11 protein-coding genes are annotated in these 18,316 nt (G+C 64.9%); 7 read left to right on the forward strand and 4 right to left on the reverse strand.

Going from position 1 to position 18,316, the window contains the following annotated elements; genetic code table 11:
* Positions 1-116 precede the first annotated feature (116 nt).
* The gene (locus B0O95_RS09530) at positions 117-959 is read right to left on the reverse strand and encodes a carbon-nitrogen hydrolase family protein (protein WP_104077725.1); all 843 of its coding nucleotides are present in this window, start codon (positions 957-959) and stop codon (positions 117-119) included.
* Complete coding sequence (locus B0O95_RS09540) at positions 956-5,470, reverse strand: YhdP family phospholipid transporter (protein ID WP_233203267.1); 4,515 nt, start codon at positions 5,468-5,470, stop codon at positions 956-958. The genes B0O95_RS09530 and B0O95_RS09540 overlap by 4 nt, the downstream gene beginning before the upstream one ends.
* Before the next feature lie 57 nt (positions 5,471-5,527).
* Here B0O95_RS09540 and glnE point away from each other — a divergent pair, with 57 nt between their 5' ends.
* Positions 5,528-8,380: a bifunctional [glutamate--ammonia ligase]-adenylyl-L-tyrosine phosphorylase/[glutamate--ammonia-ligase] adenylyltransferase gene (gene glnE, locus B0O95_RS09545; protein WP_233203268.1), complete on the forward strand. Its 2,853-nt coding sequence runs from the start codon at positions 5,528-5,530 to the stop codon at positions 8,378-8,380.
* A 7-nt stretch (positions 8,381-8,387) separates the two neighbouring features.
* Here the strand turns inward: glnE and recN are convergent, their stop codons facing one another.
* Positions 8,388-10,040 carry a DNA repair protein RecN gene (gene recN / locus B0O95_RS09550; protein WP_104077683.1) on the reverse strand — a complete coding sequence of 551 codons (1,653 nt, stop codon included), beginning with the start codon at positions 10,038-10,040 and terminating at the stop codon, positions 8,388-8,390.
* A gap of 85 nt (positions 10,041-10,125) precedes the next feature.
* Positions 10,126-11,025: an NAD kinase gene (locus B0O95_RS09555; protein WP_104077684.1), complete on the reverse strand. Its 900-nt coding sequence runs from the start codon at positions 11,023-11,025 to the stop codon at positions 10,126-10,128.
* 117 nt (positions 11,026-11,142) lie between these two features.
* On the opposite strand from B0O95_RS09555, the gene hrcA reads away from it, so the two are divergent.
* From hrcA to dnaJ, 6 genes are all read left to right on the forward strand, one after another.
* A complete protein-coding gene (gene hrcA / locus B0O95_RS09560) occupies positions 11,143-12,162 on the forward strand; it encodes a heat-inducible transcriptional repressor HrcA (RefSeq protein ID WP_104077685.1) in 1,020 nt (339 codons plus the stop codon).
* 145 nt (positions 12,163-12,307) lie between these two features.
* Positions 12,308-13,384 (forward strand): ferrochelatase, encoded by a 1,077-nt coding sequence (hemH, locus tag B0O95_RS09565; protein WP_104077686.1) that lies wholly within the window; start codon positions 12,308-12,310, stop codon positions 13,382-13,384.
* An 8-nt stretch (positions 13,385-13,392) separates the two neighbouring features.
* Positions 13,393-13,800 (forward strand): RNA-binding S4 domain-containing protein, encoded by a 408-nt coding sequence (locus B0O95_RS09570; protein WP_104077726.1) that lies wholly within the window; start codon positions 13,393-13,395, stop codon positions 13,798-13,800.
* 501 nt (positions 13,801-14,301) lie between these two features.
* Positions 14,302-14,928 (forward strand): nucleotide exchange factor GrpE, encoded by a 627-nt coding sequence (grpE, locus tag B0O95_RS09575; RefSeq protein WP_233203269.1) that lies wholly within the window; start codon positions 14,302-14,304, stop codon positions 14,926-14,928.
* Between the two features lie 94 nt (positions 14,929-15,022).
* Positions 15,023-17,017: a molecular chaperone DnaK gene (gene dnaK, locus B0O95_RS09580; protein ID WP_104077687.1), complete on the forward strand. Its 1,995-nt coding sequence runs from the start codon at positions 15,023-15,025 to the stop codon at positions 17,015-17,017.
* A 170-nt stretch (positions 17,018-17,187) separates the two neighbouring features.
* Positions 17,188-18,315 (forward strand): molecular chaperone DnaJ, encoded by a 1,128-nt coding sequence (dnaJ, locus tag B0O95_RS09585; protein WP_104077688.1) that lies wholly within the window; start codon positions 17,188-17,190, stop codon positions 18,313-18,315.
* Position 18,316: the final 1 nt, after the last annotated feature.

Raw genomic sequence — 18,316 nt, forward strand, 5'->3', positions numbered from 1 at the left:
TTGACTGGTAAATGGACAGGGGTTGGCGTTGCGACGGCACGATTCAAGCCGCGGGCGACCCTGCTGGAAGCGGTGTGGGCCGCCGCCGCTTTGCGGGCAACGACGCTGCGGTGCGCTCATGCCAGCACCCGATGCCGATACGCCGGCAAGCTCTGCCGCACCTGCGCGATACGTCGGACATCGATCGTGCCCGCGACCACGCCGGCACCGTCCGCGCGCACTGCGACGACCTTGCCCCATGGGTCCACCAGCATGCTGTGGCCCCATGTGCGGCGCCCGTTCTCGTGCGTGCCGCCCTGGGCCGCGGCCAGCACGTAGCATTGGTTCTCGACCGCGCGCGCACGCAGCAGCATCTCCCAGTGCGCGTGGCCGGTCGTGTATGTAAAGGCCGATGGCACGACGATTAGCGCGCAGTCGCCAAGCTTGCGATACAACTCCGGAAAGCGCAAGTCATAGCATACCGACAAGCCCACGCGGCCAAACGGTGCATCGAACGCGACGACGTCGGTGCCGGGCCGGATTGTGCGCGCCTCGTCAAACGACTCATCACCCTTTTCGAAGTTGAACAGATGGATCTTGTCGTAGCGAGCCACGGCCCGGCCTTGCGGGTCGAACACCAGCGTGGTGTTCATCACCCGCCCGGGTTCTGGCGCCACGAGCGGCAGCGTGCCACCGATGACCCACACGCGATGGCGCACCGCGACATCGGCGAGAAATTGCTGAATCGGGCCGTCGCCCGGCGTTTCCTGCACGGCCAGCTTGTCGGCGTCGCGGTGCCCCATGAAACAGAAATACTCGGGCAGCAGCACGAGTTGCGCGCCGCCGGCGGCGGCTTCGGCGATTAACTCGCCGGCGGCCTGCAGATTCCGCGACACGTCCGGCGTGCTGACCATTTGCAGCGCTGCCAGCGCGAACGTGCCGGGCGCGGCGCCGCTTGCGCGGAAAACGGAGTTGTTCATTGCCATGACACATAAGATTCAGGTCGGCCCATCTTACCGCGATCGCCCGGCACCTGCTCGACCTGCGGATGTGACCACGAGCCGGTCACCGCGTAGTGGCGCGCGAACGACTGCGAAATGGGGTCGGACAAGACCAGGCCGGCGACGAAAGTACCCAGGCCGAGCAGCGGGTTGACCACGGCCGTGGCCAGTGCCGCGGTACCCACGCTCAGCGATGGCGCCACCGTCACCAGCAGGTCCTGCTGCTCGCGTCCGAGATCCGCGTTGCCTTGCATCGTGACCTTTGCGGATGCACTGCTCAGCGTGAAATCGTCGGTCCTAGCGACGCCGTTGCGGATCGTGCCGGTAGCGGACACATTGTCAAACGGCAGTCCTTCGCCAAACAATGTGGTCAGATCCAACGTCGCCACGCGGGCGAGCGATTGCAGACTGAGCACGCCGAGCAGCTTGGCGGCGCCCGGATCGACCTTCAGGATTTGGCCATGCGACAGTCCGAGCGACAGGTTCCCGCTCAGCGTCGGATAATCGATGCGCGTCGGTCCGCCACGCCAGCCAACGTTGCCTGACAGCGTGCCATTGCCGCCCTTGAGCGTGCGGGGCAGGCCGAGACGGTCGAGCAGGGCACCGCCGTCGGCGATATCGAGCTTGAAATCTAGCACAGTACGCCGCGGGTTATCGTCGCCGCTGCCGCTGCCGCTGCCGCTGCCGCTGCCGCTGCCGCTGCCGCTGCCGCCGTTGCTGCTGCTGCCGCTATCGTTGCTGTTGCTGTTGCTGTTGCTGTTGCTGTTGCTGTTGCTGTTGCTGTTGCTGTTGCCGCTGGCGTTGGCGTTGGCGTTGGCGCGGCGCGTCGTTCTCCAGTTCGCGGTTGCCGACAGCTTGGCTGCCGGGTTTGTCACATCCAGCTTGTCCAATTGCCAGACTGGCGCGCCGTTTTCGTCGATGTTGCGTGCATTGACTTCTAGCCTGCCCAAGTTGTGTCCACGCACGGTAAGTTCGTTGACGATCAGGTCGATCGCCGGGACATGCTGCGCCGGCTCTTCGAGCGCGCGACTCACCAGTGTCGCCTCGTGGCTGTCCGGAATCACCAGTTTGGCCAGCCGCGCGTCAAGCTGCCCGTATGGGCTGCGCGGCGTCTTCGCGTGCCACGCGATATGGCCGGATACTTCGTCCGATGCAATATTCGCCTGCCATGCGCCCGGTGTTTGTGTCGCACCGACCACCACGTTTTCCCAGCGGCGGTTCAACAACGTCAACGTATCGAAGTGCAGGCCGACGCGGGTAGGCACGAGTGCCGCGACGTTGCCGGGCAGGCTGAGCGGGGCGGCCGTGTCCGGCGAACAAACTGATGGGCCGGCGCAAGCCGCAGTGGGGCACGAGGATGGCGCAGCGGCCACCGGCTCAGTTGATATGGCGTCGGCGGGGACCGACATGGCATCGAGCAGCGCGCGCCACGCGTCTGCGTCGAAGTGCGTCACGTCCACCGCCGCGGTCACGCCTTCACTGGGCAGCACCGCTTCCCGGTTCACGGCGATCGCGCCGCGCATGATGGCCAGCTTGTCGTGGTTGCCGCGCCGCACCAGATAAATGGCATTGAGCGGACCGAGTCGCGCATCCAGCCGACTGATGCCTGTCGTGGGTCGTTCACCGGCAGCCGTCGGCCGCAGGCGCAACGAGAATGGCATCGGCGCGCCCGCCGGTTTCGTGAATGGCGCCGGCAATTGCAGCGCCAGCCCGCTCAGATCGGAGGTGGCCGAGATGTCGGGCGGTTCGTTCTTGCGCGTGCGCATGGCCACCGAGTAAGGGGCGCCGCCCGACATGCGGGTGAGCAGCGTGGCCAGCGGCCCGGGCGGCACTGCATTCCGGGCTGCATCGGCGAGCAGGTGGCCCGACACGTCGAAGCTGCTTGATCCATCCTGCCGGAGCGCGCCGTCGGCGCGGATGTCGCCGCCAAGGAACTGGCCGGTGGCGCGCCCGATCGTCATCGTGTGCTCGGTGAAATCGACCTTGCCATGGATCTGCGTGATCGGCGGCAGCGCCGCGAGCCGCTTGCCGGGCACGAATAATACCGTATTGTCCGCTAGCGTAACCGAGCCGTTCACGCCGACATGCGGCTTGTCCGGATGGCGCGCAATCGCCAGCCGCAGCGCCAGCGTCGCGTTGCCTTTAGCCTGCACGGTCTCGCCCAGATGGTCGGACAGTACCGCGAGCGAGCTGTGATTCACGTAGTCGAGCATGTCGGCCAGCGGGCCACTGGCCACGCCATTGATCGCCAGATCCGAGTTCAGCGTGCCCAAATCGTCGATGCGGCCGGTCACCTGCGTGAGGGCGACACGTTGGTAGCGTGCGCGTTGGATATCAAAGCGCAGCACGTTCTGGTCCATCCGGAACAGCCCGTCGATGCCGTCGAACGCGGGCCATACCTGCGGCGTGCCGTTGCTCATCCGCTTCGGTGGGTGCGGCGTCGGATCGAATCCGCCGTCTCGAAACGGCGCAACGATCTTGAAGATGCCGGCTTGTGGGTCGTGCGTGTACGGGAACTCGGCCAGTTCGCCATGGATGGCGATCGTCGCATTGCGCGAGGTGCCGGCCGTCAGCGCATGGTCCAGGTAGGCGCGGGTATGTTCGTCGACGCCAGTCGGCAGATAGCGCGCGAGGCGGGGCAGCGACAGCCGGTCGAACCTCGCCTCCATGTCGAGCTTGCCGCGCCCGTGGCCGGGATTTGAATAGGTGCCGCTCGCGCTGGCGCGCACGTCCTCGTTATCGACGATGAATCGCGAGATGTTGACGGTAACAGCCGGGCGGGCCGCGTCCGAGGCCAGCGGATGCGCGGTCCATGTCGCTTCGGCCGCGAACCGGTTGAACGCAAGTCGCGGATTGTCGAATGCCCCCGGGATCGTGACCGCGGCGTTGATAGTATCGATCGCCGCGTGACCGCCGTTCTGGTCGGCGTTAATTTCGCCCCAGATGTTGTCCGCGCCGGGCAGGCCCACGTGCGGGTGGCCGCCCGGTGTAAGGCCGGGCGGCGGCTCCTGCGCGCCGACGCTGACACCCTCGAGTGCGGCCTTGACGCGATAGCGTACGATCGGCTCGCCGCCTTCGACGGCCGCCACGCTGGCGGCCTCGCGGGTTCGCGGCGCGCGGCGCTCGACCTGTATCGCGTAGTTTGTCAGCGTGCCGCGCGGGTCGCACCGGTCCAGTTCATTGAGCACATGATGTGGCAGCGGCAACGTGCGCACGAACTGCGCGAGCAGCCCGAGATCGACCGTATCGCCGCTGATGCCGATCAATTGACCACGGCCCAGCGTCGCACGGCGGAACCGGCCGTTGAATTCGCCGATGTTCAGCAGTCGGGTAATCGGCGTGCCGTCCGCGAGCGGGGGCTGCCCGCCGAGTTCGGCGCGCAGATTGCCCAGGTTCAGCGTGTAATCGAGATTGCGCATGTCGTTGCGCTGCAGCGACCAGTCCAGTCCGATGCTGGGCATGTCCAGCCGCGGCAGCGTCGGGTCCATGCGCAGCCGCAACTCGGACCCGGACAATGCGCCGCGCGCACCGCTCCATTCACCGGCCGCAAAGTCGAACCACGCAGCCACGTCCAGCGTGCCGCTTTGCGCATCCAGGCGCGCATCCGTGTAGCGAGCCAGTTCGGGCAGCGCCATGTCGCCGCTCGACACAAACATCGTGCCGGTCCAACCCGTCGGCTCGGTGAGCGGCTTCAGTGGCGAATGACGCAAGCGTGCGCGCAAGTCGATCGGCCCGCGCAGCAAGCGTCCGTCCGGCTGCGCCTGCACGCCGAGCCGGTGAATTAGGCCGTGGTTGTCGATGGCCACGTGGATGCCGTGCAACGTCAGCGTCGGCAAGCCGCGCTGCGCGTCGGTCCAGTGCAGGACGCCGCCGCGCAACGCGATGGCGCGCTGCGTCATTAGCCAGCGCAGGAACGCGCCATTGCCGTGCTGGCGTGGATCCACCTGCACGCCGGCAATCGTATAGGTGCCGTCGGGGTGTCGTTTGGCGAAGACCTCGGGTTGTTCCACTATCAGACTCGAGAGCACCGGCGCCAGACGCGGCAATGAGCGCCACGACAGCGTTGCACTGGCGGCAGGCACCGCGAGCATGCGCTGGCCGTCCGGGTCCATGATCGTCAGTTGCTCGATGTCCAGCGTTGGTTGCAGCCTGCTCCAGCGCCCGGTCAGCCGACCGATGTGCACGTGCGCGCGAAGCGTATCCGAGATCCGTTGCTCGATGCGCGGCCGCAGCGAATCCAACTGGGGAAAGATGATGTAGCGCAGACCGACGTACGTGGCCGCGGCGCCAAAGTACAGTGTGATGGCCAGGGTAGCGCAGAACGCGAGTACGCGGCGCAGCATCCGCTCGCTCGGCCCGTGCAGCCGTCCGCCCCCGGCTTTTGCGTTGCGCGCATCGTTCGGGTCGAGTGTTTCCTGGCGGTCGGGCATGCGAGGAGCGCGGAACGTATGATAGGGGGCGGCGGAAAAACCAAATGTAACATACGGCATGCGAGTCAAACCTACCGCCGCCACGGGTTCTATTGCATATGCCGTACCAATGACACGATGACTGACATGCCGCCGTCAAGTTCCCCGCTTGCTTCTGACGCCGAGCCGCTGTTGAGCGCCGTCTATTCCCGCTATGCCGCCCGGCAGTACGCGGCACGGCCCGAACTGGCTGCGCGGGTGCGTGAACTTGCGCGCGCGCCGCTGACGCGGCAATGGATCGAGCAGCGGCTCGCGCAACTGGGTGCGCCGCGGGACGAGTCCGTGGACGACAACGTGCTCAAGCGCGCACTGCGCCTGGTGCGCACCGAGCTGTTCTGCGCAGTGATGGAGCGCGACCTGGCCGGGCTGGCCGATGTGCCGGAGGTGACTGGCGCGATGACGGATTTGGCCGAGGTGGCGATCCGCCGCGCCCTTGCCTCGATCAGTGCCGAGTTGCACGCGCTGTATGGCATGCCGCTGAACGCGCAGCGACAGCCGCAGACGCTCGGAGTGGTCGGCATGGGCAAGCTCGGCGGACGTGAGTTGAACGTGTCCTCGGACATCGACTTGATTTTCGTCTACGAGGACGACGGCGAAACCGAGGGCGGCTCCCGCGCGCCGATCTCGAACCAAGACTTCTTCACCCGAGTCGGGCGCCGGTTGATCGGTGCGTTGGCCGAGCATACCGCGCACGGATACGTGTTCCGCGTGGACATGCGGCTGCGCCCAAACGGCGATTCGGGTCCGCTTGTATGCAGTATCGGCATGCTGGAGGAGTACTTCTATGTGCAGGGGCGCGAATGGGAACGCTATGCGTGGATCAAGGCACGGCTGGTGTCGGACGTGGACAGCGAGGCCGGCGCGCGATTGGCGGCGCAACTCGATGCACAGGTCAGGCCGTTCGTCTATCGCCGTTATCTCGATTTCGGCGTGATTGCGGCGATCCGGGCGCTGCATGTGCAGATCCGTCAGGAGGCCACCCGCCGTGCGTCGTCGCGCCGCGACAAGGCCGATGACATCAAGTTAGGTCGCGGCGGCATCCGCGAAATCGAGTTCACCGCGCAGGTCTTCCAATTGATCCGGGGCGGTCAGGACGCCGGGTTCCGTATCCGGCCGACGCTGGCGGTACTCGATCATGCCGCTGCGCTCGGCTTGATAGCGCGTGGCGCGGTTCAGCGACTCGCGCAGGCGTATCAAATGCTGCGCTGCATCGAGCACCGGTTGCAATACGTGAACGACGCGCAAACTCATGCGATGCCCGTCGATGAAGGCGAGCGCGCGCAACTGGCGGCATCACTCGGTTTTGCTGACTATCCGGCACTACTGGCCGTGCTGGAACGCCACCGCGAGTTCGTCGGGCGGCAGTTTGACCAGATCTTCGCGGACAAGCGTGGCGGCGCGGCGGCGCCGGCCGGCGCCGGCAATCAGGCGCTCGGCAAGATTGGCAGCACAGCGTGGGAGGAGACCGCCACATGGATCTGGAGCAGTGCACTCGCTGATGAGGCAGCCGACGATGAATTGCGCACTCGACTTGCATCGCTGGGGTTCAACGACCCGCCAGCCATCCTGTCGCGATTGCATGCGGTCTGGCAGTCTGCGCGCTACGCCGGCCTGCCGGAACGGCATCGGACGCGTTTCGACAAGCTCGTGCTGCGCGCATTGGAGGCGACGCCGACGCATTGCAATGAAAGGGTCGATGCGACGTTGCTGCGTTTTCTCGATCTGCTCGAAGCGGTGGCGCGGCGTGGCTCGTACCTGGCGCTGCTGGTTGAGTATCCGGCTGCGCTGGCACGCGTGTTCGCCGTGCTCGGCGAGTCGCGTTGGGCCGCCGGCTATCTGATCCGACATCCGCAGGTGCTCGACGAGTTGCTCGACGACGAGGCGCTGGTGAGCCCGTTTGACTGGACCGAGTTCAAGCGGATGCTGCTCGCCCGACTTGCCGATGCAGACGGCACTGAGCACCAGATGGATCTGCTGCGTCACGCGCACCAGGCTGAGGTGTTCCGGATCCTGCTGCTGGATCTCGGCGCTCATCTATCGGTCGAGCACATCAGCGACCGGTTGTCGGAACTGGCCGACGCAGTCCTGGATGTGACGCTGCAGACCGTATGGCCGCAGTTGGCTCGTCGTCATTGCGACGTGCCGCGCTTCGCAATCATTGCGTACGGCAAGCTCGGCGGTAAGGAACTTGGTTATGCGTCGGACCTGGACCTCATCTTTCTGTACGACGATCACGACGAGCGTGCCGCAGAGATCTACGCGCTGTTCGCGCGGCGGCTGATCACGTGGCTGACCATGTCCACTGGCGCCGGCACGCTGTTCGATGTGGACCTGAGACTTAGGCCGAACGGCGAGGCCGGGCTGCTGGTCACGAGCCTCACCGCCTTCCGGCGGTACCAATTGCGCGAGGGGGATGCCGCCAACACCGCGTGGGTATGGGAGCATCAGGCGTTGTCGCGCGCGCGCTTCTGTGCCGGGGATGCGCGCATCGGCGCGCAGTTCGATGCGATCCGTGCCCAGGTGCTCGCTCAGCCGCGCGATGCGCGGGCGCTGGCCACGGAGATCGCCGCGATGCGGCAAAAGGTGGCCGAAGGCCATCCCAATCCCACAGCGCTGTTCGATCTGAAGCACGATCGCGGCGGCATGGTGGACATCGAGTTCATCGTCCAGTACTGGGTGCTGCTGCATGCCGGCGCGTATCCCGCACTGCGGTGCAACACCGGCAACATCGCGTTGCTGCGCGAGGCGGCTCGCATCGGGCTGATGTCCGAGACACAGGCGGAACAGGTCGGCGGCGCCTATCGGACCTATCGTAAGCTGCAGCATGCGCTGCGGCTCGATGGAATGGACAAGGCGCGCGTGCCGCCTGAACGTGTGCAGGTCGAGCGCGACGCGGTCACGCGACTATGGGAGCAGGTCTTCGGTGCGTGAAGACGCTTCAAGCGGCCAGCATTTCCTTCGCGTGCTTGCGCGTGGTGGCGGTAATCTCGACGCCTCCGAGCATGCGCGCGACCTCCTCGACGCGGCTCGCGCGATCCAGCGCGGTCACTTCGCTGCGCGCTGCGCCTTGCGCATCGGTGGACTTGGTCACGCTGAAGTGGTGCTCGCCGCGGGCGGCGACCTGCGGCAGGTGGGTCACGCACAACACTTGTCGGATCTGGCCGAGCTGGTGCAGCAGTCGTCCAACGACCTCCGCGACGGCGCCGCCGATGCCGCTATCGACCTCGTCAAAGATCAGTGTCGGCGTCGGGCTCGCGGTGCTCGCGATCACTGACAGCGCGAGGCTGATGCGTGCCAACTCGCCCCCGGAAGCCACCTTCGCCAGCGGCCGCAACGGCACGCCGGCGTGGCCGGCTACGCGGAACTCGACCTGCTCGAGCCCATGCTGGCCGCCTTCGGACAAGGGCTCCAACGCGACCTCGAACCGTCCGCCAGCCATCGACAAGTCCTGCATCCCGGTGGTCACCGCACTGCTCAGCGCCTTGGCCGCCTTGACGCGGGCTTTGGATAGTCGCCCCGCAAGCGCCATGTAGGCTTGCTCCGCGCATGCCTGCACGGCGCGTAACGCGTCGATATCCGTCGCCGCATCCAGCGCTTGCAATTGGGCGCGCCGTGCCAGCAACTCGTCGGGCAGGGCATCCGGTTGCATCCTGAATTTGCGCGCAGTCGAATGCAGTGCATCGAGCCGGGCTTCGACCTGCGCGAGTCGCGCCGGGTCCAGCTCGAGCCGCTGCGCGTAGTGGGTCAGCGAGTAGGCCGCCTCCTGCAGTTGAATTTCGGCCGGCTCCAGCGCGGCCAGCGCGTCGTCGAGTGTGCTGTCGATCTCGGCCAGGCCGCGCAGTTTCGCGATGATGGCACCCAATTGCGTGATCATGGCGTCGTCCGATTCGGACAAGGCGCCTAGCGCCGCCTGCACACCGTCGATCAGGTTTGCCGCGTGCGACAGCCGGTGGTGCTCGGCGCTGATTTCATCCCATTCGCCGGGTTGCGGCGCCAGCTTCTCAAGCTCCGACAATTGCCACACCAGCCGCTCGCGCTCGAGCTGCACCTCGCGCTCTCGCGCTTGCGCGGCCTGCACGGCCGCCGCCGCGTCGCGCCAGCCGCGCCACGCCCGCGCGACGTCCGCGGCCAGCGCCGTCAGGCCCGCGTGCGCATCGAATAGCGCGCGCTGCGCGTCGCCGCGCATCAGTAACTGGTGGGCGTGCTGGCCATGGATGTCCACCAGCATTTCGCCGATGTCCCGCAACTGGCCAAGCGTGGCGGCCGTGCCGTTGATGAATGCACGCGAACGGCCGTTAGCGTCGATCACGCGGCGCAGCACCACGTGTGCGCTGCCGTCGTCGAACGCATGCTCGGCCAGCCACTGTGCGGCGCTCTCATGCGCGTCGAACTCAGCGGTGATGTCCGCACGGCTCTGGCCGGTGCGGACCACTGTCGCGTCGGCTCGCGCGCCGAGTGTCAGCGCCAACGCGTCGATCAGGATGGATTTGCCGGCGCCGGTTTCGCCGGAAAAAACGGTAAAGCCACGCTCGAACTCGATGTCGAGCGAGGCGACGATGACAAAGTCCCGGATCGACAGATGACGCAGCATAGGCGAACGAAAGCGGTCGTCGTGAAAGGCGGATTGGGTGGGTTTGCAATGATTGAGCCGGCGTGCAGCGGTGACTGGCACCGGCTCAGCCGGGCTCGTCCTCGCCAAGCGACGAGTGCTCATTCCAGTGCAACTTCTTGCGCAAGGTTCGGTAATAACTGTAGCCGACCGGATGCAGGAACGGCACCGTGTGCCTGGAGCGCCGCACCTCGATCGTATCCTCGAGTTGCAACGCGGTGAACGACTGCATGTCGAAATTCACGTTGACGTCGCGCCCGCCGATGATCTGGATCGCGATCCGGCACGTGTCGGGCAGCACGATCGGCCGGTTCGACAACGCGTGTGGCGCGATCGGCACCAGCACGATCCCTTGCAATTGCGGATGCAGTAACGGACCGTTGGACGAGAGCGCATACGCGGTGGAACCGGTTGGCGTGGCCACGATCAACCCGTCCGAGCGCTGGTCCGACATAAAATTGCCGTCGACCGACACGCGTAACTCCGCCATCCCGGAGAAGCCGCTGCGGTTCACGACGACGTCGTTAAACGCCTGCGCGTGGTAGATCGGCTCGCCGTTGCGCATGATGCGGGCCTCCAGCAACGAGCGCTCCTCGCGCTCATGGCTGCCCAAAAGCATTTGCGGTACCAACTGGTTCATGTCGGCGATGGCGATATCGGTGATGAAGCCGAGCCGGCCGTGGTTGACACCGATGAGCGGGGTGTGGTACGGCGCGAGTTGCCGGCCGATGCCCAGCATTGTGCCGTCGCCGCCGAGCACGACGGCGACGTCGGCGCGCGTGCCGATCTCGGCCGGCGTGAGCGCCGGATAGGCGTGCAGCCCGTTTTCGCGTGCCGTGTCGGCTTCGAACACGATCTGAAACCCGCGTTGCGTCAGGCAGCCGGCGAGCGCGGCAAGCGGCTCGCCGATGCCAGGCGTGTTGTTGCGGCCGATCAGCGCAACGGTTTTGAATTGGCCCATTTCCATGCCCGCATTACACCATAGGTGTCTGGCAAACTGTATGCTTTCGTGGTTTGGGTCGCACGTGCGCGTCGGATCGATGCCGGCCCTCGCTGCGTGCAAGATTACGCTAGAATTTTCGCTATGCTAGATCCTCGTGCCCAGACCCTGCTTAAGACGCTGATTGAACGGTATATCGCCGAAGGTCAGCCGGTCGGTTCGCGCACGTTGTCCAAGTATTCGGGCCTCGAACTCAGCCCGGCGACGATCCGCAACGTGATGTCCGACCTCGAGGAGCTAGGACTTGTCGCCAGTCCTCATACGTCGGCCGGGCGGATTCCGACGCCACGCGGCTACCGGTTGTTCGTCGACACGATGCTGACCGTGCAGCCCGACGCGCAGGAAGCCGAGGTCAAGCTCGCGGTGCAGGACAAGCTCAAGCCGGGCGAGACGCAGAAGGTCGTCGCGGCAGCGGCCAGCGTGCTGTCCAACCTGTCGCAGTTCGCCGGCGTTGTGCTCACGCCGCGGCGCAGCCACGTGTTCAAACAGATTGAGTTCATGCGGCTGTCCGACAAGCGGATTCTGCTGATCATCGTCACCCCCGAAGGTGACGTGCAAAACCGGATCATGGCGACCCAGCGCGACTATTCGCCGTCGCAGCTGACCGAGGCGTCCAACTATATCAACACGCATTATGCGGGCCTGTCGTTCGACGATGTGCGACGCCGGCTGCGCGAGGAAATCGACGCGCTGCGCGGCGACATGATGCAACTCATGCAGGCCGCCGTCACTGCCAGCACGGAAACCGACGACGAATCCGACAACGTACTGATCTCGGGTGAGCGGAACCTGCTCGAAGTGGCCGATCTGTCGTCCGACATGGCGCGCCTGCGCAAGCTGTTCGATGTCTTCGACCAGAAGACTAGCCTGCTACAGTTGCTCGACGTATCGAGCCATGCGCAGGGCGTGCAGATCTTCATCGGTGGCGAATCCACGCTCGTACCGATCGAGGAAATGAGCGTTGTGACCGCGCCGTATGAGGTCGATGGCAAGATCGTCGGCACGCTCGGCGTGATCGGTCCGACCCGCATGGCGTACAACCGCGTGATTCCGATCGTCGACATCACCGCCCGGCTGCTGTCGTTCGCGTTGTCTCAGCATTGACGCGAGCCTGCGGCTTTAGCCTGAGCCGATTCGTCGCGGCGCGCCACTATCCGGATGGCCAGCCTGCGCGCCACGGCGGCAAGCGCCAAGCGGCCGTTATAATCGGATAACAAGTGCACCATTACGGTGCTCAACGGATCCTCTCATGCATTTTGATCTTGAGCTGCCCTCGCAGCCGAGCGCATCGCACCGGGTCGGCGTGCTGCTGATCAACCTCGGCACCCCCGCTGCACCGACGCCGCGTGCGGTGCGGCGCTACTTGGCCGAGTTTTTGTCCGACCCGCGCGTCATCGAGATTCCCGCGCCGCTGTGGCAGATTGTGCTGCGCGCGCTGATCCTGCCGTTGCGCGGCCGCGCGTCGGCGCGCAAGTACGCGACGATCTGGGAGGCGGAGGGCTCGCCGCTGCGCGTGCACACCGAGCGGCAGGTCGATGGCCTGAGGCAGCGACTAGCGGCGGGCCGTTATTCCGTGCTCGTCGATTATGCGATGCGCTATGGCACCCCCAGCATCGGCAACGTGCTGAATCAACTCAAGCGTGCCGGCGCTGAGCGGGTGCTATTGGTGCCGCTGTATCCGCAGTATTCGGCCTCGACCAGCGCTAGCGCATTCGATGCGGCGTTCTCCGCGCTGGCGCGTATGCGCAATCAACTGGAGATCCGCACGATCAAGCATTATGCGGACTATCCCGCCTATATCGAGGCGCTGGCGTCTCAGGTGCTGCGCTATTGGCAACAGCATGGCCGGCCCGATTTCACGGCCGGCGATCGGCTGCTGTTGAGCTTTCATGGCGTGCCTAAGCGCACGTTGGATTTGGGCGATCCCTATGCCGAGCAATGCCGACAAACTGCGACGTTGCTGGCCCATGCGCTCGGGTTGACCGAGGTCGAATGCCGGCTCACGTTCCAGTCGCGGTTCGGACGCGCGCAATGGCTGCAACCTTATACCGCACCGACGCTGCAGGAGTTGGGCGCGGCCGGGGCCGGTCGGGTTGACGTGTTCTGCCCGGGCTTCACGTCTGACTGTCTCGAGACGCTCGAGGAGATTGGCATTGAGGGTCGTGATACGTTCTTGCGGGCGGGGGGGCGCGAGTTCCATCGGATTCCGTGTGTCAACGACGCGCAACCGTGGATCCGCGCGCTGGCCGAGATCGTCGTCACCCATTTGCAAGGGTGGCCGATTGCTATGCCGCAACAGAGCGCGGCAGCGACGACATCCGCGTGAGTTCGCCGATGAACTTGAAGATCTCGACTGATCCTCACGCGCGGCTGCGCATCGACAAGTGGCTGTGGGCGGCGCGGTTCTTCAAGACCCGTTCACTGGCGGCTGAGGCGCTTGGCAAGGGCCGGGTGCGCATCGGCGGCGAGTCGGTGAAGGCGGCCAAGGAGGTGCGCGTCGGCGACATTGTGCAAATCGACATCGAGCGCATCGTATGGGAAGTGCAGGTGCGTGGCGTATGTGATGTGCGTGGTCCGGCGGCGATTGCGCAGACGCTATACGAGGAGACGCCGGCCGGCAACGCGCGGCGGCTGGCCGAGTTGGAGCGGCGCAGGACTTTTCGGGAGCCTGCTGCGACGCTTCACGGGCGGCCGACGAAGCGCGATCGGCGCATCATTGACAAATTGTCCGGTGCGGATTGAACAGCGACTCGAACGTCGCGTGGACGCCGCCGTACTCAGTCGTGGATTCGGTGACGGCCCCGGACAGGCAAATGGCGGTCGTTCCCGCGATCAATACCACGGCGACTACCCCAATGGCAAAAGTCAGTTTCATGGCACGGGCGGAAACGGGCATTTGGCTGGGCGGTGGGAGCGCCGTTGACGCAAGCAGGGGGCACGCGTCTTGAAGCGCCTCATAACAAAGTGTAGGTCAGCGTCGGCGGGCGCTCAATCTATTTGCGGTGCGACATACGGGAAATCGTGTAACCGATACAGGAAATCGTGTAACGGTATATTGCAACGCACGCTTGCAACGCCATACGGTGCCGCGCCGTGACTTTTTGCGGCGAGCTATTGAAAAGGCCTGCGTTGACCCCATGTCGATTGCGCAACTACGGTTTCCCGCGTCCCGGCGCCTGTTCAGGCCAGCCGGACGCGGGAACAGCCGAATCGAACCATTGACTGAAATTGACCACGGCCATCATGGAAGAGAAGCAAGCAAGCCAGAATCGCCCCGCATCGGATACCGAACCCGCCGGCAACGGCACGCAAACGGCGCAGGACGCACAGGTGCAACCGGCCGAGGCTCAGCGCGAGGACGCCGCGGCGGCACAGCCGGGCGCCGACAATGGGCAATTCGGCGAGGCCGATGCCGCCGCCGAGGCCAAGGCGCTCGAGCAAGCGCATGCCAAGATCGCCGAACTGCACGAGAGTTTCCTGCGCGCCTGCGCGGAGACGGAGAACGTGCGGCGGCGCGCGCAGGACGACGTCACCAAGGCACACAAGTTCGCGATCGAGAGTTTCGCCGAGCACCTGCTGCCGGTCGTCGACAGTCTGGAGGCTGCACTGGCGGACACCGCCGGCGACTTGGCGAAGGTGCGTGAGGGTGTCGAACTGACATTGCGTCAATTGTCGAGCGCTTTGGAGAAGGGACGCGTCGTGCAGATCAATCCGGTCGGCGAGAAATTCGATCCGCACCGGCACCAGGCGATTTCGATGGTGCCGGCCGAGCAGGAGGCCAACACGGTCGTCAGCGTGTTGCAAAAAGGCTACGTGATCGCCGACCGCGTGCTGCGCCCGGCGCTGGTCACCGTGGCCGCGCCCAAGTGAGTGCGGCCGGCGTCTCGCCACGACAAAGCTCGCGTGCACGCCAGGGTATTGAAATCAGCGCTGTTGCACCCACGTTGTGGGCAGACGTGAATGGATGACCGCGCACTGCGCGGGTCTGCTAGATCAAAGCCAGGAGATTAGTAAAATGGGCAAGATTATCGGGATCGACCTCGGTACCACGAATTCGTGCGTGGCGCTGATGGAAGGCAACCAGGTGCGAGTGATCGAGAACTCGGAAGGCGCGCGCACGACGCCTTCGATCATCGCGTATATGGACGATGGCGAGATTCTGGTCGGCGCGCCGGCTAAGCGCCAGTCCGTGACGAACCCGAAGAACACGCTGTTCGCTGTCAAGCGGCTGATCGGCCGTCGCTTTGAAGAGAAGGAAGTGCAGAAGGACATTGGCCTGATGCCTTACCAAATCATCAAGGCGGACAATGGCGACGCATGGGTACAGGTGCGCGACAAGAAGCTCGCGCCGCCGCAGATTTCCGCCGAAGTGCTGCGCAAGATGAAGAAGACGGCCGAGGATTACCTCGGCGAGCCGGTGACCGAAGCGGTGATCACCGTGCCGGCGTACTTCAACGACAGCCAGCGGCAAGCCACGAAGGATGCAGGCCGCATCGCCGGCCTGGACGTGAAGCGGATCATCAACGAGCCGACCGCCGCGGCGCTCGCCTTCGGACTGGACAAAACCGAGAAGGGAGATCGCAAGATCGCGGTCTATGACCTGGGCGGTGGCACGTTTGATATCTCGATCATCGAGATCGCGGACGTGGACGGCGAAATGCAGTTCGAGGTGTTGTCGACCAACGGCGACACGTTCCTCGGTGGAGAGGACTTCGACCAGCGGATCATCGACTACATCATCGGTGAATTCAAGAAGGAGCAGGGCGTTGACCTGTCCAAGGACGTGCTCGCGCTGCAACGGCTGAAGGAAGCGGCCGAGAAGGCCAAGATCGAGCTATCGAGCTCAGCACAAACCGAGATCAACCTGCCGTACATCACGGCGGACGCGTCCGGCCCGAAGCACTTGAATTTGAAGATCACCCGCGCGAAGCTGGAGGCGCTGGTCGAGGAGCTGATCGAGCGCACGATCGAGCCGTGCCGCACCGCGATCAAGGACGCGGGCGTGAAGGTCAGTGACATCGATGACGTGATCCTAGTGGGCGGCATGACGCGGATGCCGAAGGTGCAGGACAAGGTCAAGGCGTTCTTCGGCAAGGACCCGCGTCGCGACGTGAATCCGGACGAGGCGGTTGCGGTGGGTGCGGCGATCCAGGGCCAGGTGCTCTCCGGCGACCGCAAGGATGTGCTGCTGCTGGATGTGACGCCGCTGTCGCTGGGCATCGAGACGCTCGGTGGCGTGATGACGAAGATGATCAACAAAAACACGACGATCCCGACCAAGCACACGCAAGTGTACTCGACGGCCGACGACAACCAGTCGGCGGTGACGATCAAGGTGTTCCAGGGTGAGCGTGAGATGGCGGCCGGCAACAAGCTGCTGGGCGAATTCAACCTGGAAGGCATCCCGCCCGCACCGCGCGGCGTGCCACAGATCGAAGTGACGTTCGACATTGACGCGAACGGCATCCTGCACGTGCATGCGCGTGACAAGGGCACGGGCAAGGAGAACAAGATCACGATCAAGGCGAATTCGGGCCTGTCCGAGGCTGAGATCGAGAAAATGGTGAAGGATGCTGAGGCGAACGCCGAGGAGGATCATCGCCTACGTGAGCTAGCCGACGCGCGTAACCAAGGTGACGCGCTGGTGCACAGCACGAAGAAGGCGCTGTCCGACTACGGCGACAAGATCGACGCGAGCGAGAAGACCGCGATCGAAGCTGCGCTCAAGGAACTGGAGGAAGCGCTGAAGAGCGCGTCCGACAAGGCGCAGGTCGAGGCGAAGATCGAGGCGCTGTCGAAGGTGTCGCAAAAGCTCGGTGAGAAGATGTACGCCGACATGCAGGCCCAGGCGGGCGCGGCCGGGGCATCGGCTGGGGACGGCGCGTCGTCCGCTGCACCGTCCGGCAAGGCCGAGGAAGACGTCGTCGACGCCGACTTCAAGGAAGTGAAGAAGGACTGAGCGAAGCGGCGGTGGCAGCCGGTGCGCGGTGCGCGGTGCGCGATGCGTGCCGCGTCCACCGGGCCGGCCATTTGTGTGCCATCGTGCACTGCAGCACGGTGGCGAAGACAGAGCGCCTGGCGGGCTTAGCGGCTCTCCGGGCCCATTTTGTTTGATGGCATTGACTCGATATGGCCAAACGGGACTACTACGACGTGCTGGGTGTCGCCAAGAATGCGTCCGATGACGACATCAAGAAGGCGTATCGGAAGCTGGCAATGAAGTACCACCCGGACCGCAATCCTGGCAACAAGGATGCGGAAGAGCATTTCAAGGAGGCGAAAGAGGCCTACGAAATGCTGTCCGACTCGCAGAAGCGCGCCGCGTACGATCAGTACGGCCATGCGGGCGTCGATCCGAACATGGGTGCCGCCGGTGCACAAGGCTTCGGCGGCTTTGCCGATGCGTTCGGCGACATCTTCGGCGATATCTTTGGGCAAGCCGCAGGCGGCGGCCGGCGTGCCGGTCCGCAGGTGTACCGCGGCGCGGACCTGCGCTACAGCATGGAGATCACGCTGGAGCAGGCCGCGCATGGCTATGAGACGCAAATCCGCGTGCCGAGTTGGGCATCGTGCCAGGTATGCCATGGCTGCGGTGCGAAGCCGGGCACCAAGCCTGAGACGTGCCCGACTTGCCGTGGGCAGGGCCAGGTGCGCATGTCGCAGGGTTTCTTCAGCATCCAGCAGGCATGCCCAAAGTGCCACGGCACTGGGACGTACATTCCGGAGCCGTGCGCCCATTGCCACGGCGTCGGCAAAGTCAAGGAAACCAAGACGCTGGAGGTGAAGATTCCCGCCGGCATCGATGAGGGGATGCGGATCCGTTCCGCCGGCAACGGCGAGCCGGGCATCAATGGCGGTCCGAACGGTGATCTATATGTGGAGATCCACATCAAGCCGCACACCGTCTTCGAGCGTGACGGCGACGACCTGCATTGCCAGATGCCGATCGCGTTCACCACCGCGGCGCTGGGCGGCGAGATCGAGGTGCCAACGCTGGCCGGCAAGGCATCGTTCACCGTGTCGGAAGGCACACAATCGGGCAAGACGTTCCGTCTGCGCGGCAAGGGCATCAAGGGTTTGCGCTCGAGCCTGCCGGGCGACCTGTACGTGCACGTGCAGGTGGAGACGCCGGTCAAGCTGACCGATACGCAGCGTGACCTACTGCGCCAGTTCGAAAAGTCGCTGGTTGAAGGGGGCGCGCGGCATAGCCCGCAGAGCAAGGGCTGGTTCGACCGCGTGAAAAGCTTCTTCGAGTGAC

The sequence above is a fragment of the Mycetohabitans endofungorum genome (assembly GCF_002927045.1).
GTDB classification, from domain to species: domain Bacteria; phylum Pseudomonadota; class Gammaproteobacteria; order Burkholderiales; family Burkholderiaceae; genus Mycetohabitans; species Mycetohabitans endofungorum.